This is a genomic window from Streptomyces hygroscopicus (assembly GCF_026168105.1).
Taxonomy (GTDB): domain Bacteria; phylum Actinomycetota; class Actinomycetes; order Streptomycetales; family Streptomycetaceae; genus Streptomyces; species Streptomyces hygroscopicus_D.
In genome coordinates, this window is the sequence record NZ_LBMW01000009.1 from 146,035 (window position 1) to 168,299 (window position 22,265).

18 protein-coding genes, 1 tRNA gene and 4 pseudogenes are annotated in these 22,265 nt (G+C 69.9%); 12 read left to right on the forward strand and 11 right to left on the reverse strand.

Features of this window, described 5'->3' with window-relative positions; all coding sequences use genetic code 11:
• Positions 1–118 precede the first annotated feature (118 nt).
• Complete coding sequence (locus AAW14_RS12310; RefSeq protein ID WP_265563073.1) at positions 119–1,981, reverse strand: prolyl oligopeptidase family serine peptidase; 1,863 nt, start codon at positions 1,979–1,981, stop codon at positions 119–121.
• Positions 1,982–2,244: 263 nt separating this feature from the next.
• On the reverse strand, positions 2,245–4,182 hold the full coding sequence (locus AAW14_RS12315; RefSeq protein WP_265563194.1) for an NAD-binding protein: 1,938 nt from the start codon (positions 4,180–4,182) through the stop codon (positions 2,245–2,247).
• Between the two features lie 337 nt (positions 4,183–4,519).
• Here AAW14_RS12315 and AAW14_RS12320 point away from each other — a divergent pair, with 337 nt between their 5' ends.
• Together AAW14_RS12320 and AAW14_RS12325 are read left to right on the forward strand one after the other, a co-directional pair.
• Positions 4,520–5,245: a hypothetical protein gene (locus tag AAW14_RS12320; RefSeq protein ID WP_265563075.1), complete on the forward strand. Its 726-nt coding sequence runs from the start codon at positions 4,520–4,522 to the stop codon at positions 5,243–5,245.
• A 245-nt stretch (positions 5,246–5,490) separates the two neighbouring features.
• Entirely contained in the window at positions 5,491–6,099 is a 609-nt protein-coding gene (locus tag AAW14_RS12325) for a sigma-70 family RNA polymerase sigma factor (protein ID WP_416223292.1), read from the forward strand.
• 6 nt (positions 6,100–6,105) lie between these two features.
• Here the strand turns inward: AAW14_RS12325 and AAW14_RS12330 are convergent, their stop codons facing one another.
• Positions 6,106–6,534 carry a peptidoglycan-binding domain-containing protein gene (locus tag AAW14_RS12330; RefSeq protein ID WP_265563077.1) on the reverse strand — a complete coding sequence of 143 codons (429 nt, stop codon included), beginning with the start codon at positions 6,532–6,534 and terminating at the stop codon, positions 6,106–6,108.
• Positions 6,535–6,543: 9 nt separating this feature from the next.
• Between AAW14_RS12330 and AAW14_RS12335 the strand changes: the two genes are divergently transcribed.
• Together AAW14_RS12335 and AAW14_RS12340 are read left to right on the forward strand one after the other, a co-directional pair.
• On the forward strand, positions 6,544–6,819 hold the full coding sequence (locus tag AAW14_RS12335) for a hypothetical protein (RefSeq protein WP_265563079.1): 276 nt from the start codon (positions 6,544–6,546) through the stop codon (positions 6,817–6,819).
• A 1,032-nt stretch (positions 6,820–7,851) separates the two neighbouring features.
• Entirely contained in the window at positions 7,852–8,802 is a 951-nt protein-coding gene (locus AAW14_RS12340) for an MIP/aquaporin family protein (RefSeq protein WP_265563080.1), read from the forward strand.
• Between the two features lie 289 nt (positions 8,803–9,091).
• On the opposite strand, the gene AAW14_RS12345 is transcribed toward AAW14_RS12340, so the two are convergent.
• Together AAW14_RS12345 and AAW14_RS12350 are read right to left on the reverse strand one after the other, a co-directional pair.
• A complete protein-coding gene (locus AAW14_RS12345) occupies positions 9,092–9,919 on the reverse strand; it encodes a ZIP family metal transporter (RefSeq protein ID WP_265563082.1) in 828 nt (275 codons plus the stop codon).
• Positions 9,920–10,110: 191 nt separating this feature from the next.
• Entirely contained in the window at positions 10,111–10,665 is a 555-nt protein-coding gene (locus tag AAW14_RS12350) for a DoxX family protein (protein WP_265563084.1), read from the reverse strand.
• A gap of 300 nt (positions 10,666–10,965) precedes the next feature.
• Here AAW14_RS12350 and AAW14_RS12355 point away from each other — a divergent pair, with 300 nt between their 5' ends.
• Together AAW14_RS12355 and AAW14_RS12360 are read left to right on the forward strand one after the other, a co-directional pair.
• A complete protein-coding gene (locus tag AAW14_RS12355) occupies positions 10,966–11,244 on the forward strand; it encodes an SHOCT domain-containing protein (protein ID WP_265563085.1) in 279 nt (92 codons plus the stop codon).
• Positions 11,245–11,737: 493 nt separating this feature from the next.
• Entirely contained in the window at positions 11,738–12,499 is a 762-nt protein-coding gene (locus tag AAW14_RS12360) for a MerR family transcriptional regulator (protein ID WP_265563198.1), read from the forward strand.
• Positions 12,500–12,719: 220 nt separating this feature from the next.
• Here the strand turns inward: AAW14_RS12360 and AAW14_RS12365 are convergent, their stop codons facing one another.
• On the reverse strand, positions 12,720–13,382 hold the full coding sequence (locus AAW14_RS12365; protein ID WP_265563087.1) for a hypothetical protein: 663 nt from the start codon (positions 13,380–13,382) through the stop codon (positions 12,720–12,722).
• The gene (locus AAW14_RS12370; protein ID WP_265563089.1) at positions 13,379–13,849 is read right to left on the reverse strand and encodes a hypothetical protein; all 471 of its coding nucleotides are present in this window, start codon (positions 13,847–13,849) and stop codon (positions 13,379–13,381) included. Before AAW14_RS12370 ends, AAW14_RS12365 begins: the two co-directional genes overlap by 4 nt.
• 990 nt (positions 13,850–14,839) lie before the next feature.
• Here AAW14_RS12370 and AAW14_RS12375 point away from each other — a divergent pair.
• The 4 genes and pseudogenes from AAW14_RS12375 to AAW14_RS12390 all read left to right on the forward strand — a co-directional run bounded on the left by AAW14_RS12375 (position 14,840) and on the right by AAW14_RS12390 (position 18,593).
• Positions 14,840–16,873, forward strand: coding sequence for an NACHT domain-containing protein (locus AAW14_RS12375; RefSeq protein ID WP_265563091.1), 2,034 nt, complete (start codon positions 14,840–14,842; stop codon positions 16,871–16,873).
• A 20-nt stretch (positions 16,874–16,893) separates the two neighbouring features.
• Positions 16,894–17,028: pseudogene (locus tag AAW14_RS12380) on the forward strand (ADP-ribose pyrophosphatase); the annotation flags it as partial.
• Between the two features lie 279 nt (positions 17,029–17,307).
• Positions 17,308–18,024, forward strand: coding sequence for a GntR family transcriptional regulator (locus AAW14_RS39465; RefSeq protein ID WP_322741066.1), 717 nt, complete (start codon positions 17,308–17,310; stop codon positions 18,022–18,024).
• A pseudogene (locus tag AAW14_RS12390) lies at positions 18,021–18,593 on the forward strand (HD domain-containing protein). The gene AAW14_RS39465 and the pseudogene AAW14_RS12390 overlap by 4 nt, the downstream one beginning before the upstream one ends.
• Here AAW14_RS12390 and AAW14_RS39470 read toward each other — a convergent pair.
• A pseudogene (locus tag AAW14_RS39470) lies at positions 18,581–18,727 on the reverse strand (NUDIX hydrolase); the annotation flags it as partial. The pseudogenes AAW14_RS12390 and AAW14_RS39470 overlap by 13 nt on opposite strands.
• A gap of 2 nt (positions 18,728–18,729) precedes the next feature.
• Between AAW14_RS39470 and AAW14_RS12395 the strand changes: the two are divergent.
• Positions 18,730–19,486 (forward strand): annotated as a pseudogene (locus tag AAW14_RS12395) (LacI family DNA-binding transcriptional regulator); the annotation flags it as partial.
• A gap of 118 nt (positions 19,487–19,604) precedes the next feature.
• Here the strand turns inward: AAW14_RS12395 and AAW14_RS12400 are convergent.
• The 3 genes from AAW14_RS12400 to AAW14_RS12410 form a co-directional block, all read right to left on the reverse strand.
• A tRNA-Pro gene (locus AAW14_RS12400) sits at positions 19,605–19,678 on the reverse strand.
• Positions 19,679–19,711: 33 nt separating this feature from the next.
• Positions 19,712–20,500 (reverse strand): Pr6Pr family membrane protein, encoded by a 789-nt coding sequence (locus AAW14_RS12405; RefSeq protein WP_265563093.1) that lies wholly within the window; start codon positions 20,498–20,500, stop codon positions 19,712–19,714.
• Positions 20,501–20,720: 220 nt separating this feature from the next.
• Positions 20,721–21,647: a metallophosphoesterase gene (locus tag AAW14_RS12410; protein ID WP_265563096.1), complete on the reverse strand. Its 927-nt coding sequence runs from the start codon at positions 21,645–21,647 to the stop codon at positions 20,721–20,723.
• A gap of 132 nt (positions 21,648–21,779) precedes the next feature.
• Here AAW14_RS12410 and AAW14_RS12415 point away from each other — a divergent pair, with 132 nt between their 5' ends.
• Positions 21,780–22,247: a GatB/YqeY domain-containing protein gene (locus tag AAW14_RS12415; RefSeq protein ID WP_265563097.1), complete on the forward strand. Its 468-nt coding sequence runs from the start codon at positions 21,780–21,782 to the stop codon at positions 22,245–22,247.
• The last annotated feature ends 18 nt before the right edge of the window (positions 22,248–22,265 follow it).

Genomic DNA, 22,265 nt, shown 5'->3' on the forward strand with positions numbered 1-22,265 from the left:
CCCTCAACGGTACGGTGCCGCCGCGGCGGGCCTGCCCGTGGGGCCCGGGGGGACGGAACACACGCGCATGCCCCGTACGCCCTGGACGCCCGTCCCCTGTGGCGAGCCGCCGCTCCTCTCACCTCCCCAGATGCCGTCCGGCGAAGTCCAGCTCCAGCCGCACCTGCTTGATCCGCTCGTCGACCACCAGTGAGCCGTGACCCGCGTCGTACCGGTACACCTCGTGCACCGCGTCCCGCGCGGCGAGCCGGTCCACATAGTTCTCGACCTGGCGGATCGGGCAGCGCGGGTCGTTGACCCCCGCCGAGATGTACACCGGTGACTTCACCGCGTCGACGTACGTCAGCGGCGACGAGGCCTCGAACCGCTCCGGCACCTCCTCGGGCGTGCCCCCGAGCAGCGTCCGGTCCATCGCCTTCAGTGCCTCCATCTCGTCGTGGTACGCCGTGACGTAGTCCGCGACGGGGACCGCCGCGACACCGACCGTCCACGCGTCCGGCTGGGTGCCGAGGCCGAGCAGGGTGAGGTACCCGCCCCATGAACCGCCCGTCAGGACGAGCCGCTCCGGATCCGCGAGCCCGGACGACACCGCCCACTCCCGCACCGCCGCGATGTCCTCCAGCTCGATCAGCCCGACCCGGTGTCTGAGGGCGTCCGTCCACTCGCGCCCGTACCCGGTCGACCCGCGGTAGTTGACCCGCACCACCGCGTACCCGTGGTCCACCCAGGCCGCCGGGCCCGCCGCGAACGAGTCGCTGTCGTGCCAGGTGGGACCGCCGTGGATGTCGAACACCGTGGGCAGCGGCCCGCTCGCCCCCGCCGGCTTCTGCACCAGCGCGTGGATGCGGCCGCCCGGACCCTCCACCCACACGTCCTCGACGGGCACCGACCCAGGCGACTTCATCCCCGGCGGATCCAGCACGACCCCGCCCGACGTCGACCGCACCACCGGAGGTTCGGCCGCCGACGACCACAGGTACTCCACGGTCCCGTCGGGTCGGGCCGTCGCCCCCGACACCGAGCCCGGCGGCGTCGGCACCCGGTCCAGCTCGTGCGTCGCCAGGTCGTAGCGGTACAGCTCGCTGCGGGCCTCGAAGCTGTGCACGATCAGCAGCGCGGAGCCGTCGGGATACCACTCCGCGGCCACATCGCCCGGCAGCTCCAGCGCCAGGTCCGTCTCCTCGCCCGAGGCGACGTCCCACACCAGCGGCTCCCACCGTCCGCGCCGCTGGTGCCCGATGAGCAGCCGCGTGTCGCCGTCGACCGGCGCGAAGCCCAGCACCTCCAGACCCAGCTCGACCCTGCCGCCCTTGGTGTCGTCCAGCTCCGCCACCATCGAGCCGTCCGGCCGCATCACACGCAGCGCCGAGTGCATCGCGTCGCCGTGCTCGGTGTGCTCGATGACGAGCAGCGAGCCGTCGTGCGAAAGGTCGCCAACCCCGGCGGACTCGCGGTGCCGGTAGATCTCCGCCGGTTCCTGACCGGCCCGTACGAGATGGATCGTGGTGCCGACCTGGTCGGTGGAGCGGCCCACGACCGCCGTCCGCCCGTCCCGCCCGATCGCGAGCCCGGCCGGGTACGAAGGCTCGAGGCCCGGGGCCGCCGCTTCGTCGGTCCCGGAGTTCTTGCCGGGCTCCTGCCCGGGCCCCCGGCCGGAGACAGCGGGCGCGAAAGGCTGGCGTCTCCAGATGCCGAACTCGTCCCCGTCCTTGTCGTCGAACCACCAGATCCACTCGCCGTCCGGAGAGAGCACGCCGTCCGTCGTGCCGTTCGGCCGGTCCGTGACCTGGCGCTGCTCGCCCGTGGTGCGGTTCCACGCGTACAGCTCGTACGTCCCCGTCGCATTGGAGACGAACAGCGAGCGGTGCGGCGCGTCCTCCGCCCAGTCCGGCAGTGACACCCGCGGCGCCCGGAAGCGCTTCTCCCAGTCCGGCATGTCCCCGCCGTGCTCCGGCGAGGCAGGCCCGTTGCTCTCAGTCATGGCCCCATAGTGCCTGCCCCGACCGACTTTCCGCGGCGGAGGTCCCCAGCCTGTGGATAACTCGCCCGCCGTCCCGCACCGAGAGGCACCGTCCGCCGACGGGCGGCACGTCAACCGATAGACGGTCGCCGACGGGCGGCACGCCGCCGATAGACGGTCGCCACCGGTGGCTCGCCACCGTCACCCACCGGCGCCCCTACGTGCCTACGCCCCTACGCGCCGACGGCCCCCACGTTCCGGCGCCTCCTACGTTCCGGCGGCCACTACGTTCCGGCGCCCTCGCGGCGGCGGCCGAGGAGTTCGGCCAGGCCGCGGCGCGTCGCCGCCAGGACCACTCGGTCCTCGGGGCGCAGGACATAGGTGGGCGGCAGGTCCCAGATCAGGCCCGAGGGCCGGTCGGGAGCGTCCGTCTCCGGGTCCGGCGTCTGGACCCGTTCCCCTGGAGTCGTGGTGTCCAGCGCGAGCACCCGCCACGCTCCCGCCCGGAACGTCTCGGCGACAGTCCGCCCTTCCAGCTGCGGATGCCCCGCCACGCCCACGGCGGCGAACAGCAGCACCCGCCGCTCCACCGGAATCGCCCCCAGGATCTGCCGTCCCAGCATGGCCCCCGCGAACGCGGGCGCGGCCAGGTGCGACACGCTGCGGCTGCGCGTCTGGGCGTTCGGGTAGGCGGCGCGCAGGGTGCGGTAGACGGCGGTCGCGAAGTCGTCGTCGTACAGGCGCAGCACGACCCTGAGGTCGGGCCGTACGGAGCGCGCGTACAGGACGGCCTCCAGGTTCGTGGTGTCGGCGCTGGTCAGCGCGAGGAGCGCGTGTGCCCGGTGGATCTTGGCGGCCTCCAGCACGCCTTCCTGCGTCACGTCGCCGAGCACCACCGGCACCCGCAGCCGCCGGGCCGTCGCCAGTCCGCGTGCCTCCGGATCGCCCTCGACGCAGACCACCGGGATCCTCAGTTCCCGCAGCCGGGTCATCACCCGGGTACCGATCTTGCCGACGCCGAGCAGCACCACGTGCCCGGACAGCCCGCGCGGCGGCCTGCGCAGCGCGGACCCGCTGCGGAAGGTGCCGAGCGCCTCCAGCACGGCCGCGAGCAGCACGGGCAGCAGCAGCAACCCCACCAGCCCGGAGAGCAGTTGGAGGATCTGCCGTCCGATCGGCTCCCCGATGGCGGGGTTGTTGATGGCGAACAGGTCGAGCAGTGTCAAGTACGTCGCCGTCAGCGGGCGTTCGTCGGTGACCGCCATCGACGCGACCGCGAGCGCGACGACACAGCCCACGAGCCCGGCGAACGACCACCGCAGCCGTGGCGACAGCAGCGATCCGAGCGGTACGACACTGCGCCCGGCCGGCAGCGCCGGTCCCGCGTACGAGACGGTCTCCAGGACGACGGTGCCACGCCCGCTGGCCGCTGCGACCGCCCTTTCGTCCGGCAGGAGTTGGGGTCCCTGCTCGCCGCTGCCCTCCGAACCGTCCGCGCCCGCGGGGTCGCCGGCCGTCGCCGACAGCAGTGCCAGAGTGCACAGGCCGGGGTCGGCTACCTGGCCGGGCCGTGGCGGCGGCCGTTCGACGGCCCGCAGCATCAAACCGTCGGTCTGTACGACCTTGGTGGTGCCGGCGACGGCGGTCGCGGCCAGCGCGGGCGCGGCGGTGTCGGCGTCGGACAGGACGGTCGTGGACGCGTCGAACGCCTCGGTCTCCTCGTCGGAGCCGCCCGAGGCCAACGCCGCGGCCTGGTCGAGGAGCGCCTCGATGTGCTGTCCGAGCCGCCGGTTGTACAGGCGCAGGACCAGGCGCAGCCGAGGGTTGAGGCGACGGGCGGTGAGGGCGGCGCGGATATTGGTCTCGTCGTCGTCATACACGAGCGCGAGCGCCGTCGCCCGTTCGACCCCGGCATCGGCGAGCACGGCTTCGGACGCTTCGGGGGCCTCCAACAGGCGTGCGGCGCCCGGCGGTCCGGCCGCGCGCCCGCCGCCGGCTCCCGTGACGCGTCCGTCCGCACTGTTGCCGTTGCCGTTGCCCGCCGCGCGTGTGACGGCGGCGGAGACCCGGTCGAGCAGGGCGGAGGCACGGGCGCGGCCCACCACGGGTTGCCGGGCGACCCGTTCCGCGGGAGGGACGACGAGCGTCACCTGTTCGCCGTACACCCCTCGCAACTCGGCGGCCAGCCGGTGCGCGAGCCCGTCGTCCCCGCACACCACCATGTGCGCAACGGTGTCATCCGACCCGTTCTGCTGCGGAACGCTCGCCATGAGGAGAAAGAGTGCCCAGGGGCGGCGGTGGTTCCACGGGGACTGGGTACGTCGTCGTGCCCCGGTCCGCCGACGCCACGGCGCGCTGGATGGCGGGGCTCGCCGAAGAACGGGACCGGCGGCGGCGGTCCGAAAGCACCGGCCTCCCTGCAGGGGTCGGCCCGAACTCCCTACGAGTTCCGGCCGGTTCGCGTGTTCTGGATCACGTGCGGCCCATTGAGCTGAACACCCGGCTCACGTCCGTACCCACCCCCGACGAACGAGCCCGGATGCAAGGATGAGGGCCGTCATGGCTGCAGGGTGGTGTTCACGCACGGTACGGGCCGCGGTGTTCGCGGCTGTCTGCGTGCTGCTCGCCGCTCTGGGGCACGTCATGATGTCCGGCTCCTCGGTGCCCTGGTGGGCCCTGGCCGTCGGTGCTCTCGCGACCGGTGGCGCGGGCTGGTGTCTGGCGGGTCGTGAACGCGGACTCCCCCTCGTCGTCTCCGTCGTGGTCACCGCCCAGGCGGCGCTGCACTCGGCATTCTCGTACGCGCAGTCGGGCCACGCCTCCATGGCGTCCATGAACCCCATGAACCCCATGAAGAACCTCATGGAGCCCATGCACTCCATGCACGCCATGGACGCCATGGATATGGGCGGTGCGCACATGGGGTCCGGGGCCATGGCCTCCATGGACATGAGTCATATGGCGGGCATGGGCTCCATCCACACCACCGGGCCTTCCGTGTCCGCCGGATCGGCCGGATCCTCCATCGGCATGCTCGCCGCCCACCTGCTCGCCGCCCTGCTGTGCGGCCTGTGGTTGGCGTACGGCGAGCGCGCGGTCTTCCGCATTCTGCGGGCGGTGGCCGGATGGCTGGCCGCACCGCTGCGGCTGCTGCTCGCCCTGCCCGCCCCGCCGGACCGACCGCGCATCCGCGCCCGCCGCCGTGCGGACCGCTCGCCGCGGCGGCTCCTCCTCGTTCATCCGATCACCTCTCGGGGTCCACCCCTGGGGACCGCTGTCGTCTGACCGACAGTCGTACCCCGGGCCGCGCCTCTGTGCGCCCGGGGCCACGGCCGTACGCCCGCGCAGGCGTCGTACGCGCACGACACCGTCGTACGTCCGTGCCGCCGCCGTACGGCCGCACGCCACTCACCGGACCCCCGCGCCCGCCCGCGCAACTGCCGTCCGCGCAACCGCGCAACCGCGCAACCGCGCCACAGCGAGGCGTCGCGCTGCCGGTCCGGACCCCGGATGACCGAGAAGGACACCAGGTGATCACTTCTGCCCTGCCCGCCTCCCTTGAGGAAAGCGGCACCACGAAAATGAGCGACGAATCGATCACGGCCTGGGCGCTCGCTGCCCGCCGGGGCGACGCCGATGCCGTCGAGCACTTCGTCCGCGCCCTGCACCGTGACGTCCAGCGCTACGTCGCCCATCTGTGCGCCGATCCCCAGACGGTCGACGACCTGGCGCAGGACACGTTCCTACGGGCGCTCGGCAGCCTGCACCGCTTCGAGGGCCGCTGCTCGGCCCGTACCTGGCTGCTGTCCATCGCCCGCCGCGCCGTCATCGACAGCTTCCGGTACGCGGCCGCCCGGCCGCGGCTGTCCGACTTGACCGACTGGCAACTGGCCGTCGAGCGTACCCAGCCGCACGACCTGCCTGGCTTCGACGACGGTGTCGCACTCCTCGACCTGCTGGCCGCGCTGCCCGACGAGCGGCGGGAGGCGTTCGTCCTCACCCAGCTCCTCGGTCTGCCGTACGCCGAGGCGGCCCTGCTGAGCGACTGCCCGGTCGGCACGGTCCGTTCGCGCGTGGCGCGCGCCCGTGCGGCCCTGCTGGACCTGCTCAGGGAGGCGAACGGCGCGTCGGCCGCCTGACCGCGCCTACCGCACGGTGCGGACGGGCGGCGCCTGGGCGCTCAGCAGCACGCGCCATGTCCGGACGTCGACCTGACCGGTGGTCGGCAGGTGATGGGTGTCCTGGAAGGAGGAGAGGTTGTGCGCGGTCGCGGCGGTGAACCTGCCGGTGATGTCCGTGGGCAGTCCGGCGCTGGTGAGCAGCGACTGGAGCGCCCGTACGTCGGCTCCTTCGGAACGTGAGTCGACCGGCCGTACGAGGAGGGGCCAGGTCAGCGGGCCGACCTTGCCGTCCGGTTCCAGTCCGTGCTCCGACTGGAAGGCCTTGACGGCGGCCGTGGTCCGCTGCTCGAAGTCGGAGTCGACGTCCACGGGATGGCCCTGGGCGACGAGCAGGTACTGGACGGTCCGGACGGGCCAGAAGCGGTCCCCTTCCTGGACGAGCGGCCACGCCACTGCAGGGCGGTGGCGGCCGCCGTCCCCCGCCGCTTCCCGCCCACCCCCGGGCCCTCGGCGGTCCACCACACACCCGCACCGGCCAGGAGGAGCACGACGGTTGCGGCGGCCGCCCACGGCAACCACTCCATACGCGCGGGCGCCCACGGCAACCACTCCGTACACGCGGGCGCCCACGGCAACCACTCCGTACGCGCGGGCGCCCACGGCAACCACTCCGTACGCGCGGGCACGGACGGTACGACGGTCCGAGCGGCGTCTGCGGCGCGGGCGAGGCCCGTTTGACCGCCGCTCGGCACGGCGTCCGGCGTCTGCTCGGACTCCTCGTCATCCTCCGAAGAGTCCCGGTCGACCGGAGTTGCGTCGACCGGCGTTGCGTCGACCGGCTTTGCGCTGACGGGCATTTCGCCGCCCGTCGTTGGGCCGACCGGCGTTGCGTCGCACTCGTGGCCGGGCCGGGCGGTGCCTCGCTTGCCGGTGAGGACCGCGGCCTCGGCGTGAAGGGCGCGGGCCTGGTCCAGTTCATCGGCGGGCGCCCCCAAGCGGGCGTGCAGCAGTTCGATGACGTGCAACGGCGCATTGGTCGGGTGCCGGGGATTGAAGTACCTGGACAGCGTGGCCTGCGTGACGCCCACGCGCCGCGCCACCGACTGCTGGGACGTCGGCTTGTCCTGTCCACCGCGTGCCGACCGTTCCCACCACCGCCTGAGCATGTGGGCGAGAGCCTCTCCCGGTGGCTGCTCCTCGTCTCCGACGCGTAATCCGCTCACCTTCCCGTGCCTTGCTCGTGCGTGTAGAACCACCGCAGGGTCCCCCTCGACACACGCATGCTCGACGGACTGCTGCGGCCGCCCATTTCCTGGGCGCCGCCGAGGACAAAGGGCGCCATCGCGGCGACGGTGATGGGAATTTCCCTCCGAAAGGGGGCCGAGCTTCCGGGAACAACGATCCCGTCGCACACGCGCCGCCATACGGAACCGCTCTACCGAACCGGAGCTTTGGCTCGCTACACCTCCTGAGGGCGGGGATCATCCGAAGGTGTGACGGTGATGAGCGAGGTGACGGCCCCTGGGCCATACTCGTTGTGTGCCTCGACGGTGGCCCGGAAAAAATGCCCGTGCGTAATCCGGCACGTCGCGTGTGAGGAATGCACGTGAGGAATGCAGAGGCCGTCACATTCTCACATTCGAATACTCAGGCCCGGACGGGTGGCACCGACTCACCCCGGTCAGCTGGACAACTCGGTAGCCGGATATCGAAAACGCTCGGCGGCGGAGACAGCCACCACCGGCCGGACCAGTCCCTGAGGGGGCCATCATGGCAGTGGAAATTCCGCCCCTGGTAAGACCCTCCCGACTGAGGCGGCGAGGGGGCCTGCTCGGCGAGTGCCTCGCAGAATTCCTGGGAACCTTCGTCCTCATCTCCTTCGGCTGCGGAGTGGTGGCCACGGCGGTCGCCGCGCTTCCCGGATCGGGCCGTACCGCGGGACCCACCACCTTCTTCATCAGCGCCGGCGACTGGCTCCTCATCACCTGGGGCTGGGCCATGGCGGTGACGTTCGGCATCTATGTGGCCGGCGGTGTCAGCGGCGCGCACATCAATCCGGCGGTGACGCTCGCATTCGCGGTGCGTCGTAAATTCTCCTGGGTCAAGGTCGTGCCGTACATGCTGTCGCAGTTGGCCGGCGCGTTCGTCGGGGCCGCACTGGTGTACGGCGTATACCATGATGCGATCAACACCTTCGACCGGGCGATGAAGGGGCCGAAGACGAACGGGCACACCCTTGCCTCCTTCTCGATCTTCGGAACCTTTCCCGCGCCGTACTTCCACGGCGGTACCTGGGGCCCGCTCGTGGACCAGATCGTCGGCACCGCCTTCCTGGTCATGTTCGTCGTGGCGGTGATCGACCTGCGCAACACGGCCGTGAAGGCCAACCTGGGGCCGCTGGTGATCGGCTTTGTGGTCGCCGCCATCGGCATGTCGTACGGCGCGAACGCCGGCTATGCCATCAACCCGGCCCGAGACCTGGGCCCGCGCCTGTTCACCTGGGCCGCGGGCTGGCAGGACCTCGCGATGCCGGGAACCCTTGCCGGCTCCTTCAGCGACTACTTCTGGATCCCCATCGTCGGCCCTCTGATCGGCGGCGTGATCGGGGTGCTGGTCTACGACCTGTTCATCGGCGATGTCCTCTACGTCCGGGCGCGACTGCACGAGCCGCTGGAGGTCGGCCAGACCCGGCCCGTGACGACGACCTCGGACGAGGAGTGAGCGACGGCCGGTCGGACGGGAAGGTCTTGCTGGGCGGTAGGGGGCGTCCGGGGCGTCGGAGGTGTCGGGGGCGTCGGAGGCGTGCGAGGACAACGGGCGCGCGCCCCGAAGCCGAGCAGCAGGCCGGGGGGCCAGGCGCCCTCGGGGCGGCACGCGCCTCACCGCAATCACCGGTGGTGAGGTGGCCGTGGCGGCCGGGACGGCTGGGACGCTGGGTCGGCTGGGACGGCGGCTGGGGCAGGATGCGGTGGATGGCTCGTTGTTCGACGCGGTTCTGCCGGTGGCCGATTCAGGCGCCGGCGGCCGTCACGACGGCGTCCGTGGCGAAGCCGAGCACGAGGCCGAGGAGGATGCACCAGGTGGTGAGCGTCTTCAGCCCGGCCCTGCGGGCGACGGCCAGCAGTTCGATCACGACGTAGAGGATCGAGCCGGCGGCGAGACCGAGGAAGGCTGTCGAGAGGGTGTCGTCGACCAGGTGCTGGCCGACGAGCGTGCCGAGGAAGGTGGGGCCGCCGCCGATCAGGCCGAGCCACAGCAGCGTGAGCCAGGAGGGGCGTTCGCCCTCGGCGGCCAGGGGGGCGACGATGCCGAAGCCCTCGGTGGCGTTGTGCAGGCCGAATCCGACGATCAGCAGGACGGCGAGGGAGATCTCGCCCTGGGCGGCGGAGTTGCCGATGGCGAGGCCCTCGGCGAAGTTGTGCAGGCCGATGCCGGTGGCGATCATCAGCGCGAGTGAGCCCGCCTGGCTGCGGGTCTTCGGGGCCAGCTCGGCGGTGGCGGCCGCTCCGGGCCCCGCGGGGCGCGCGCTCGCGGTGCGGCGGCGGGCGATCCAGCCGTCGTAATGCACGAGCCCGGCCAGTCCGATCGTCAGGCCCGCGGCCAGGGTGCCGCCCCCGGAAGCGACGGTTCCCCAGTCGTGCTTGCCCAGCGCCTCGTCGACCGGTTCCCAGGCGTGGGTCAGCACATCCCACACGAGGAAGATCAGAATGCCGATGGCCACGGCGTTCAGGGCCGCCCTGAGCCGGGGTGAGGGTGTGCGCAGACGGCCGAAGGGGAGGCCGAGGTAGATGGTGAAGCCTGCGATGGCACCGAGCAGGGCGATGTTCGAGCTGGACATGGAGACTCCGGTCTGACGTGCATAGGAAGCGCGCACCAGAACCTAAGCCAGGGAAGGCTTACCTAACAACCCGGGAGCCTCGGCTTCGGAGAAGCTTGGTGAAGTCATTGCATGCCGGTGCGGCGCGCCCGCGTGCGCTCGACCGGCAGGCCCACCCGCAGACCCGGACGACGGCGCGAGGGAAGACGGGCTCAAAGGGTCAACGTGATCGCGGCGGCGATGCCGCCGAGACCGAGGGCGAAGGCGGCTTGGGCCCAGCCGCCCGCACCCCAGCGGAAGAACCGGTCGAAGGCCAGTCGGCCCGGACCGATGGCGGCAATGGCCAGGGCCACCACGGCAATGCAGACGTTGTACTCGACGCCACCGTCTGTCTCCCACAACCCGTGACCGCCGGTGACGGTCACCATCGCGTTGATCATCACTCCGATGAGGGCAGCGGACGCGAGCGGTATGAGCAGTCCGAGAGCCAGACCGAGGCCGCCGAGCAACTCGGAGAGACCGCAGAGCAGGGCGAATACGTTTCCCGGGCGGTAACCGAGGGCGGCGAATCCCTTGCCGGTGGCCGCCAGACCCTGGCCCCCGAAGAGCCCGAAGAGTTTCTGGGCACCGTGCCCGGCCATCAGCAACCCGAAGGTCAGCCTGATGAGCAGGAGACCCCAGTCATGAGCCGACGACCCGGGCCCAGCGGTGTACCGCGCTGCCGGTTCCGTGGGAGCCGACGGCCAGTCCGCACTGCGCTTCGCCATCTGACTGCTCCGGTCAGGGATGCCGGAACGGCGTCGTTCCCCAGCCCCACAAGGCAAGGCACCGGACCACCGCCGGCGACGAGCGACTCGATGCGCTGTCGTAGGGCAGAGACCACCACTTCGATTCTTTCGCAGGGATTGTGAACTTGCACTTCGACGCCCGGCGACACGGACGTTCAGCAGGCGATGAGGCGTGGGGTCCTTCGGCCCTGTCGCGGGGGAATGACGGCCCAACTCGGTTGAAGTCCCATTGATCCATCCTGGAATTGGCATAGTCGCCGGCCGAGGGAGGTGATCGGCATGCTCTGGTATGACGGCGGGTGGGGCTGCGGAGGCTGGTTCGTCATGACTGTGTTCATGGTGCTGTTCTGGGCCCTGGTGACAGCCGGTCTCGTCGTACTGGTGCGCTACCTCACCGGCACCCATCACCGCCAGCCGTCCGGCGCGCCTCCGCGCCCCGGCGAAGGCCGATGGGGAGACCGACGAGCCGAGAACCTGCTCGCCGAACGGTTCGCCCGCGGAGAGATCGAAGAGGAAGAGTACAAACGCCGTCTCGCAGCGCTTCGGGAGCACCAGTGACTGCGAACCACCGCTGAGACGTGAGACCAGCCCCCGACCGCGGCCGAGTCGACGACCGGCGGTGTCCCGTATGTGCGCGCTCCCGGCGGCGAGGATGCCGGTGGCCGTCCGCTGCCGGACAGGACCACCGTCCTTCGGCACCTCCGCCTGTCGTTCCGACACCGGGGGCCCGGTGAAGCACCCGTACGACACCCACGAGCACCGCCACTCCCGCGCCGAGGGTCGAGGACTTGTCGCGGCAACTGCAGTCATGCTGCACCGAAGACGTCCCCCACCTCGAGTTCACCGCCACCAACACGGCTTGCACCGTGGATCGTTCATTGTCGTAGGGGGGCAGGCAGGGCAGGCAGGGCAGGCAGGGCAGGCAGGGCAGGCCGGGCAGCCAGGGTGAGCTTGGTGAGCCGTCCACCTTCCGGCTTGCGGTTTCCGCTGCGTCAACTTCTACGGTCTCCGTGTGGCCGGAGAGACCGGCCCGGCTTTGGGAGGCACGGCAATGGCCTGGTCGATCGCGGATGTGGCCCGGATGTCCGGGGTGACGTCCCGCACGCTGCGGCATTACGACGAGATCGGCCTGCTGCCGCCGGCACGGATCGGGAGCAACGGGCACCGCTACTACGAGGAGGCCGATCTGCTGCGGCTGCAGCAGATCCTGCTGATGCGGGAGTTGGACGTGGGGCTGCGCGAGATCCGGGCGGTCCTGGACAGCCAGGTCGATGAGGTGGCCGTGCTCCGCGAGCACCACCAACGGCTGCTGGCGGAACGGGACCGGCTGGAGACGCTCGCCCGCACGGTCGGCCGCACCATCGCCGAACTGGAGAAAGGCAAGGACAAAGACGACATGGCAAAGATCAACAGGCCGGAGAACCTGTTCGAGGGTTTCGAGCCCTCCCACTACGAGGCCGAGGCGCGCGAGCGGTGGCCCGAGGCGTGGGAGCAGTCCCGGCAGGTCGTCGACACGATGACCGACGAGGACACGGAGCAGTGGCAGCGTGACGTGACGGCGCAAATGATCCGCATGGCGGAGTTCATGGTGGCCGACACACCGGTTGGCGACCCTGCGGTGCAGACCGAGGTGGACGCCCACTACCAGGGCGTGTGCCGGTTCTGGACCCCGAACGCGTGCGCTTACAAGGGGCTGGGCCAGACCTACGTCGATGACCCGCAGATGCGTGCGAACTACGACAAGATCGCCGACGGGCTGGCGGTCTACCAGCGCGATGCGATGGTCGCCTACGCCGATGCCCGGCTGAGCTGACCGACGGCTCGTACTGCCGGGGGGCTGCAGACCCCCGGCGACAAGCAACTGTTCTCCGCGCCGTCAGATCCAGCGCGCCACCGTCGCCCCCGACTGCATCCGCCATGCGCGGGGCGACCTCCTGTTGACTCGCGCTGCTCAGGGCGCAGGATTTGGAGTTGTCGGTGTCCTCCCTTCGGTCGATCAAGACGAAGTCCTGGCGAGGCGTGCGGTGACCCCGTCAGATGCGTGCTTTCCAGTTCCGGATCGCCTGGTCCAGGTGCGAGCGGAGTCGTGAGGCTGCCGGCCTTCCTGGAAGAAGCTCTTCGTATGCCTCGCTCTGCCGTTTGGCGATGAGTCCCGCCAGGTTGGCGGTGCTCTGTGACGGATAGACCAACGAGCAGTTCTTCTCGCCGAGTTCCTGGGCCAGACCGAGGAAGTTACGTCCGATACCGAGGGCAGGTGAGGTGCTGTAGTGCTTGGCTTCGATCGCAGAGACCAGCTTGCTGCTCCTGGGATGCACGGCGGCCTGCCGGCTGCGCTCGGCCTCCTGGTGGTCGATGACCGCCACATCACACTCGTGTGCCACCTTCGACCGGCCGGCGACGACGAAGACGCCCAAGTGGATCTCAAGCTGCTTCTGAGTGCCGGGGAAGTCGACCAATGCGTAAGTGAAGTTGCCTGACCACAGGTTGCCGGGAGCCCTGCGGAAGCGGAGCTCGGCGGCTGTGGTCGAACCGTCCTGCGTGAGGAGTACGGTTCCGCCCGCATCCCTGGCCGCGTCGAGGCAGAGCACGAGCAGCGACGCCTCGTACAGATCCGACTCGTCCGCGCTGTTGCGGTAGACGGACTGCAGGGCACCGATCGCCTCTTCGATGGCTAATACCAGGTTGGCCTTGCTCACCGGGTGGCCCCCGAATGTGTCTCGGGGTTCTCGATGAGCAGCTCTCGCACGGTCTGGAGCACCATCCGTGCCCGCTCCGTCTCCTCACGCAGGTCGATGCGCGACGGTACCTCCAACTCGGGGTCACCGAAATGGATCTCCAACTCCGTTCCGCATCCCATCGCTGTCTTCAGAGCAGTCTGCCGCGTGGCGTACATCGTCTCGGCAAGCGTGACGAGTGCCTCTCGGATCAGCTCGACGCGCTCTTCGTCGGTGTACGGAATCACAGCGACATCGTTCTTTCCGAGAGCGGGCAGCTCCGTGGCCGCCAGTCGACTGGCCCGCTCCTCGTACCGCCCCTCCTGGCGGAGTTCCTTCTCCGTGACCGCGCGCCCGTGGCGGACCTCCTGCTCCAACTGGTCTGCCAGGCTTGGCATTTCTTCCCTGAGCCGGGTCATGATCGACTCGTAGTCGTGAGCTGTTACCACGCCTCCACCTCCTCGTGCTGGGCGTCAGCGACTGTACAGAGGAGAACTGACAGAGCCCGTGGAGAGGCGGATCCGGGGGCCGTGCCTCCCGAGGGAACTGCCAGTCATCCGACGACGGCGTCCCTCCCGAGTGAAATCACCTATGTGGGCCGTCTTGTGACGACGGGTAAGGAGCCATGTTTCAGGAAGCGTGGTCGTCAGTCGCCATCAGCAGTGAGCCTTGCGCCGCACTTGGCCGGTCAACTGGCCATTCTCCCAAGCGTCTTGGGATTCGCCAGCCGGAGACTGCTCGATGAATCGCTTCAGTTCTGGCACCACGAGCCGCATCTTCGAGCGGTTGAAGACGGTGTCGGACCTCGTGGGCGGACGACCTCGTAGCCGCCCCTCCCCGCTGTGCCGACCGGGTGCATGAGTCGGCATGGCAGGCGAAGTCACCGGGCGGTCACAACCACTCGTCGCTCGCCGCGATGTGAACGGTGGCCTCGAGAAGCATGGAGAGCGTGTCGGGCGCCCCCGGTCAGCTTCGGAAGCTCGGACATACGTTCGATTCTATGCTCGGCCGCGCCACATGCAACTCCGCCGCCTGGGTGCGCGTGGCGCTCGGCCCGTACGCCGCAACGGTTTTCAAGAGCGTCGCGATTGGGCGGTTACACCTCCGCTGACCTGCATCAATGCGCCTGCGGATCCGGCCTTCCGTCACACTGGCCCACACATGGCCCACCGACCCCTGGGTTGAGTGTCTGGCTCCGTGATCGTCCGATGCGAACCTCCGATGGCCTAGGCTCTGCGGGCTGATCGTTAGGCCGACGAACGCGACCGATCACCTAGGCGGCGACGTCGGTGATATCCGGTGCACAGGCGGCCCACTTCCTGCTGCTCTTGAGAGGACAACGCGCTGTATCGCATTGGACTGTAACGATCCGTCACAGTACGGCAGCGAAGGCGGCGATCGGCCGTCTGCCGCCGTGCGGGCTGGGGAACATGTCTGCCATGAAGCGATCGCGGACCCGCCGGGCGGCCGTCATCTATGTACTCTTGCAGGTCGTGGCCGCGGCGCTGGCACTGTTGCTGTCCAAGCAGTTCCAGGTAGCGCGGATGGCCGCCACGCTGGTCGCCTTGGCCCCCACCGTGCCAGCCGCCTACCTGGCCTGGGCGGCCTACCGCGACGACCGCCGCGAGGCCGCGGCGGATACCGATGCGAAGGCCGCGATGCTGGCCAAAGCGGTGGCCGCAGCCGAGACCGGGCAGCGCGCCCAGCTGATCGGCCCCGGCGCCCATCGCATCGACCTGAACTTCACCCGCCGCACCGAACCCGCCAACAACGCCACCGGGGCCGACCCCCACGGCCGCCTCACCGACATCGTCGGCTACTACCAGAGCCTGCACCCGGCCCGCCTAGTGATCACCGGGGAACCGGGTGCCGGCAAGACCCTGCTCGCCCTGGAACTCCTGCTCGGCCTGCTGACCCGCCCAGACCGCAACCAGGCCGATCCCGTCCCGATCCGCCTCTCCCTGGCCGACTGGCACACCGACCGCCCCCTGACAGACTGGCTCACCGACCAGGTCCACCAGCAATTCCGCGACCGCGGCCTCACCGCTGCCGACGCGGCGGTCCTGGTCGAGCAGCACCGCGTCCTGCCGGTCCTGGACGGCCTGGACGAGATGGACACCGATGCCACCCCGGCCGGCCGCCGCCGGGCCGTCCGCGCCCTGCAACAGCTCAACGCCTACCAGGACCCCACCGGCAGCGCCCCTGTCATCCTCACCTGCCGCACCACGCAGTACGAGCAACTGGCCGCCCTCGATGTGCGGATGCGCGAGGCCGCCCGCGTCGAGATTACCCCCGTCACCCCCGCGCAGGCCGACGCGTATCTGACCGCCCGCAGTACCCGCCCGGACCGCTGGAGACCGGTCCTCGACACGCTCACCACCGCGCCCGGCGGCTCCCTGGCCCAAGCCCTCGGCACTCCCTGGCGGCTCAACCTGGCTGTCACCGCCTACGAAGAACGCCACGCCGACACCCTCGCCTACCTGCGCGACCCCTCCGACCTGCTCACCCTGGCCTCCTCCGACGCGGTCCGCGACCACCTCTTGGCCCTCTACCTGCCCGCAGCTACCAGCCAGCACCCCACGCGCCCCGACGGCTACCGGCCTGACCAGACCCACCGCTGGCTTGCGGCGCTCGCCGCCCACCTCGCCTCCACCCCCGCAGCCGCCGGAAGTGGCACCGACCTGGTGCTGCACCGGTTATGGCAGATGGCTGGCTCCCGCCGGGTCCGCACCACCGATGCCTTCCTCACCACCCTGCTTGCCTTCGGCTTCGGTGCGCTGTTCTTGGCCCAGTTCCCCATCGGCTTTTCTCCCCGCCAACTGCGCGGCGCGGCAGGAGTCGTGTTGCTTGCGCTTTGGGCTGTTTGGCAGGCCAGCCGCCCCGCCGTTTCGGACCCCGCGACATTCCAGATACACCGACTACGCACCTCGGCCGGGCGTCGCCAGGTCGCCCCATGGCTCATGGTCGGGCTCGTGTTCGGGCTCGTGATCGGGCTCGTGTTCGGGCCCGCGGTCGGGCTCGTGTACGGGATCACGGTCGGGCTCGCAGCCGGGCTCACGATCGGGCTCACCCTCGGGCTCACGGTGGGGCTCACGGCCGGGCTCACGGCGTCCCTGAGCGAAATTCCACCAACAGACCCCCGCTACGCGATACGAGACGATCTGGTGGCCGGGCTCGTGTGCGGGCTCGTGGCCGGGCTCGTGTACGGGTTCACCATCGGGCCCGCGGTCGGGCTCGTGTTCGGGATCACGACCGGGCTCATGTGCGGGCTCACTGCCGCGCTGTACATCTCGGCAAGGGCCGGCCGTCGCTACCTGGCCTTCCTCTGCTGCTCCCGGGGTCGGCTGCCGTGGCGTCTGGGCGCCTTCCTGCACTGGGCCTACGGTGCGGGCCTGCTGCGGATTTCCGGCGTGGCATACCAGTTCCGCCACCGAGAGCTGCAGGACTGGCTCGCCACGCACCCGGGCCCCTAACGGTGGCTGCCCGGTTTCGGCATATCGAGTGGGTTCCGTTGGCCGACGTTCCGGGGCTCATGGCGCGCGGTGAGCTGATGGGCTCCGGCACCCGGGTTGCCCGGCTCCACATCCTGGCGAGCCGTGGCCGGCAGGGCGTCACAGTCGTGCGCTGAGCAGGTCGAAAGGACGTCGCTGCCGCGCCTGCGGTGTGGCACGCCAGCAGCCGCGCATGCCTCCGATGGGCGGCCGTGTCGTTGCTCCAAGTCACCACAGCGGATCCGCAAGGGAGGTCGCCTCGCCCAATCACCGGCTGACCTGGTGAAACGTAGGGTACGCGGCGCACGAGATCCCGTGTTCCGCGGCCCGTTCCGTCAGAGACGATCGGCCCGTTCTGGACGACCACGACGTGCAACGCTTGTGCTTGACGACGAGCAGACGGAGAGGGAGAGCGAGTGTCGCAGCAGGCAAGCCCTCGGGGGACTTTCCTGGAGATCGCAGCGGCGGTGAAGGCTCAGATCGACGCCGATCCGGAGATGACCAAGCTGCCGACGGCCGCAGACCTCATGCACGCTCATGGGGTCTCGCGAGGGGCGCTCCGAGCATTCCGCGTGCTTCAGATGACCAAGCTGCCGACGGCCGCAGACCTCATGCACGCTCATGGGGTCTCGCGGGGGGCGCTCCGAGCATTCCGCGTGCTTCAGATGACCAAGCTGCCGACGGCCGCAGACCTCATGCACGCTCATGGGGTCTCGCGAGGGGCGCTCCGAGCATTCCGCGTGCTTCAGATGACCAAGCTGCCGACGGCCGCAGACCTCATGCACGCTCATGGGGTCTCGCGGGGGGCGCTCCGAGCATTCCGCGTGCTTCAGAAGGACGGCGTTGCCGAGCCGGAGCCGGGCGGCCGATGGCGAGTAGTCAGGGAAGGGCAGAGCGACGGTCGCCGACCGCTCGTCAACCGGCTTGCCGATGTGTTCGCCGAGGACGACCTGAAGGTCGGCGAGCCGTTCCCGAGCGCATCCGTCTTGTGCGAGCGGTTCGGCGTATCGCGCCCGACGGTGAGCAAGGCTCTGGAGAAGCTTGAGGCGGCCGGATGGCTGTCGGAGGGAGGGCAGGGCAAAGTGCGGACGGTGCTCGCCGTACCGACCCGAGAGGGGCGTTCCCAATCTTGAGTCGTACCGAATTGACGGAGTGGGCTTATCCGCTCGCCGAGTCGCTGTTGTCCGAGTCGCTGCCCCGCCGCTGGAAGCACTCGCTGGGGGTGGCGGAACGGGCGCGGGCGATCGCCGGCGCGCTCGGCTCGGACGCGGAACTCTTGGAGGCCGCTGCGGTACTCCACGACATCGGCTGTGCGCCGGACCTGGCCAAGACGGGCTTTCACCCGCTGGACGGCGCTCGGTACCTGCGCGACGTGGCGCAGGCTGACGAGAGGGTCATCCGGCTCGTCGCGCACCACTCGTGCGCGTGGATGGAGGCCGAAGCGCGCGGCTTCCGCGAGGAGTTGGAGGCTGAGTTCCAGCGCGAGGTGCCCGAGCTTACGGACGCTCTCTGCTTCTGCGACATGAACACCACACCGGATGGCACACCGACAAACCCCGTGGACCGTGTGAACGAGATCGCCGGTCGTTAGGGGCCGGAAAGCCTCATCGGCACGTTCACCCGCCGTGCCGAACCGGAGATCCTGGCGAGCACTGCTCGTGTCCTCGACCGGCTGGCCGTCGCCAAAGGTCAGCCGATGTAGGAGGCCGTCCGCGTCCGGTCCATCGCGTGCTCGATCCTGAGCCGCATGGTGGGGTGGATGTCGTACTGACGCAGGTCCGTTGGGTCCACCCAACGGACCTGCGTCGTCTCGTTACTCGTACGCAGGTCACCGCCACTACCGGGACATCGACACTCCGGATTTCCTCGCCACGCTGCTTGCGGGCCACATCGCCCGGACGAGACCGAAGCCTTGCGAGTGCCATGGGCTGACCTACACCTTCCGCGGTCAAGGCACCGCCAACGGTGCTGCGAGCCGCCCGGGAGCGAAGCTGGCCGACGTAGCTCGCCGCGTCGGCGTCTCGGCCGGCACCGTTTCCAACGTCCTGAACCGCCCGGACGCTGTGGCGGAGGCGACGCGGCTGAAGGTGCTAGAGGCAATCACCGATCTTGGGTACATCCGTAACCCAGCATCGGGGAAGCTGGCCGCACACTGGCGCCGCTCCGGCTTCGCCACCTGGCTCTTTCAACCCGCTGCCACGGGGCGGTATCCCAAGCGCGGCAGACAGGAAGAGCACCCGGTGCCAGTGGTCGCCGAGCCGTGGCCCGGGATTCCGGCGCGTGGGCGAGGAGCCTCCATGCGCGCTCAGGCGTGCTGGGTGCCGATCGCTCCAGGGCTGACACCGCACGGGCTGCGCCACACTCACAAGACCCTCATGAGAGGAGCAGGGACCCCGCCGAGGCTCATGGACGAACGCATGGGCCACGAGGACGGTTCCGTGCAGTCTCGCTATGACCACATCACGCCCGGGATGACGGCAGACGCTGATGATCGCGCTCACCGAGATGTGGGAGGAAGCGTTGGACGCACGCCGGGCGATGAGCCCCGGCTCGCCTGTGGCTGCCCTGGACGCCTTGCTGAAGGCTCGCCAGTAGAGCGCTGGCTGGAGACGAATTCCAAGATCTTCTCCAGGATTTCTCCAGAGAGCCCCTCAGAGACAGGTCAGGCCCGGTGCTGATCTCTCAGTACCGGGCCTGACCTGGTGTTTCACTGTCGGGGTGGCGGGATTTGAACCCACGACCTCTTCGTCCCGAACGAAGCGCGCTGCCAAGCTGCGCTACACCCCGATGTCGCTGCTTGTCGCGGCGACGACGTTTACTTTAGCCCACTGGTGGCTGGAGACGAAATCCGGTTTTCGTGCGGCGGCGACGGGTCGGATCGGGGCGGACGTGGTCGACTACGACCAGGAGGAGGGCGAGGCCGAAGAACGCCAGGCCGAGTAGGAGCGCGTTACCGAGAACGCTCCTGTAGCCGAGCTGGTCCACCTCCAGGAACGGGTAGAGGTAGCGCCCCTCCGTGCCCGGCGGGATCAGCTCGCCGCGCACCAGGGAGAAGGCCAGGTAGGCCATGGGGTACAGCAGCCATGTCCTCGCATGCCGCAGGCGCAGTAGGGCCGGGCGGGTCAGCAGCAGCCAGTCCAGCACCACCGCAGCCGGTGTCATTGTGTGCAGCACCTGGTTGGCGAGCGCAGCCCAGCCCGTGGGCGGGCCGCTCTGGCCGGTCATGGAGAGTGGGCCCGGCTCGTGCACCAGGAGGACGTGGTAGATCAGGCTCGCGACCACGACGTAGAACATCGTGCCGCCTGTCACCAGGGGTGGCAGGGGCCGGCGTGCCGTCCACGCCCGCCACGCCGACAGGGTGAAGACCAGCGCCACGAGCACGTTGCTCTGGATGGTGAAGTGGCTCAGCACCCGCGCCGGGGTGCCGAGGGTCAGGTCGATGGCCACCGCCGCCCCGGCCGCCCCGGCGACCAGCAGGCGGTAAAGGGCTGCCGGTGGGCGGCGGACCGGAGTCGTCACGGCCGCGGCCGGGACGAAGGATGGCCGCAGCCTGTGTGTGCCCCGCACCGCGGGGAGGTCCGGGATGTCCTTTGGTAGCGGCGCGCTCATGCCCTCACGCTAAGCAGATCGGGCATATCGGGCGATATGGGTGATCCGGGTGGGTTACCTTCCCGGCGCCACCGTTTCTCTCTCCGGTTGTCCTGGAGCCGCCCGACCGATTGTCCCTCCGCCTCCCCCGGACGCGACCGCGTGTTCCTGCGCCTCCCCGGACCCGGCCGTTTGTCGCTCCGCCCGGGGTGACGGCTCCCCTTCCGCCCAGCGGCGGCCGCTACTCCCGCCCCACCAGCGTCAGCAACGTCGCCTCAGGCGGGCATGCGAACCGTACCGGTGTGTAGCGGTTCGTCCCGCAGCCGGCCGACACGTGCAGATACGAGGTCCGTCCCTCTGCCGTGTGCCGTGACAGGCCCTTCACCCGGTCCGTGTCCAGGTCGCAGTTGGTGACCAGGGCGCCGTAGAAGGGGATGCACAACTGGCCGCCGTGGGTGTGGCCCGCCAGGATCAGCGGGTAGCCGTCGGCAGTGAATGCGTCCAGGGCACGCAGATACGGCGCGTGGACCACGCCCATCGAGAAGTCGGCCGACTCGGACGGGCCGCCCGCCACGCGCGCGTACCGGTCGCGCTTGATGTGCGGGTCGTCCAGGCCCGTCAGCTCGATCTCCAGGCCATCGATCTTCACCGCGCCCCTGGTGTTCGTGAGGTTCAGCCAGCCTGCGGCGTCGAAACCGTCCCGCAGGTTCTCCCAGGGGTTGTGGATGGCGCCGACCACGGGCGGATTGCCGTTCAGACCGTGGCGGCCCCTCGTCTTCTCCACCAGATAGCGGGCGGGGTTGCGAGGCCTGGGGCCGTAGTAGTCGTTCGAACCGAAGACGTATGCGCCGGGGAACTCCATCAGCGGGCCCAGCGCGTCCAGCACCTCGGGCACACCCTCCGGGTCGGAGAGGTTGTCACCGGTGTTGATCACGAAGTCCGGGCGCAGCCCCGCGAGCGAGCGGAGCCATCGCTGCTTCTTGCGCTGCCCGCTCACCATGTGGATGTCGGAGACCTGGAGGACCCGCAGCGGGCCCGTACCCGGCGGCAGGACCGGGACCGTCACCCGGCGCAGCCGGAAGGAGCGGGCCTCGAAGCCGGCCGAGTACAGCAGTCCGGCGGCCGCCACGGCCGTGATTCCCAGGGGTACTCCGTATCGCGCACGCATATGACCATCGTGTCAGAAACACGGGAGACCACATGCTCGCCTGTGGACAACCGGGCGCGGCACCGCGGAAATCACCCAACCCCCCGGAAATCAGCGGGCGGCAGCCCTGTCGCACCTGCGACAATCGGAGTCATGACCACGCTCAAGTCGAAGCTGCAGGAAGACCTCAACGCCGCGATCAAGGGGCGCGACGAGCTCCGCTCCTCGACGCTCCGGCTGACGCTCGCCGCGATCACCAAGGAAGAAGTCGCCGGCAAGGAGAAGCGGGAGCTCTCCGACGAGGAGGTCACCAAGGTGATCACCCGCGAGGCGAAGAAGCGCCGCGAGGCCGCCGACGCCTTCGCCCAGGGCGGGCGCGCCGAGCAGGCCGAACGCGAGAAGGCGGAGGGTGAGGTGCTCGCCGGGTATCTGCCCAAGCAGTTGTCCGATGATGATCTGCGGCAGATCGTCGCCCAGGCCGTGGAGGAGGCGAAGGCAGCCGGCGCCGAGGGCCCCCGCGCCATGGGCCAGGTCATGAAGATCGTGAACCCCAAGGTGGCCGGCCAGGCGGAGGGCGGCCGCGTCGCCGCCGTCGTCAAGGAGCTCCTCGCGGGCGGCTGACCGAGGCCCGGCCCGCCG

Bases quoted from the DNA above. Each gene is read 5' to 3' on its own strand.
- AAW14_RS12310 (WP_265563073.1), bottom strand. From the start codon at position 1,981: ATGACTGAGAGCAACGGGCCTGCCTCGCCGGAGCACGGCGGGGACATG.
- AAW14_RS12315 (WP_265563194.1), bottom strand. From the start codon at position 4,182: ATGGTGGTGTGCGGGGACGACGGGCTCGCGCACCGGCTGGCCGCCGAG.
- AAW14_RS12320 (WP_265563075.1), top strand. From the start codon at position 4,520: ATGGCTGCAGGGTGGTGTTCACGCACGGTACGGGCCGCGGTGTTCGCG.
- AAW14_RS12340 (WP_265563080.1), top strand. From the start codon at position 7,852: ATGGCAGTGGAAATTCCGCCCCTGGTAAGACCCTCCCGACTGAGGCGG.
- AAW14_RS12345 (WP_265563082.1), bottom strand. From the start codon at position 9,919: ATGTCCAGCTCGAACATCGCCCTGCTCGGTGCCATCGCAGGCTTCACC.
- AAW14_RS12350 (WP_265563084.1), bottom strand. From the start codon at position 10,665: ATGGCGAAGCGCAGTGCGGACTGGCCGTCGGCTCCCACGGAACCGGCA.
- AAW14_RS12355 (WP_265563085.1), top strand. From the start codon at position 10,966: ATGCTCTGGTATGACGGCGGGTGGGGCTGCGGAGGCTGGTTCGTCATG.
- AAW14_RS12360 (WP_265563198.1), top strand. From the start codon at position 11,738: ATGGCCTGGTCGATCGCGGATGTGGCCCGGATGTCCGGGGTGACGTCC.
- AAW14_RS12375 (WP_265563091.1), top strand. From the start codon at position 14,840: ATGAAGCGATCGCGGACCCGCCGGGCGGCCGTCATCTATGTACTCTTG.
- AAW14_RS12405 (WP_265563093.1), bottom strand. From the start codon at position 20,500: ATGAGCGCGCCGCTACCAAAGGACATCCCGGACCTCCCCGCGGTGCGG.
- AAW14_RS12410 (WP_265563096.1), bottom strand. From the start codon at position 21,647: ATGCGTGCGCGATACGGAGTACCCCTGGGAATCACGGCCGTGGCGGCC.
- AAW14_RS12415 (WP_265563097.1), top strand. From the start codon at position 21,780: ATGACCACGCTCAAGTCGAAGCTGCAGGAAGACCTCAACGCCGCGATC.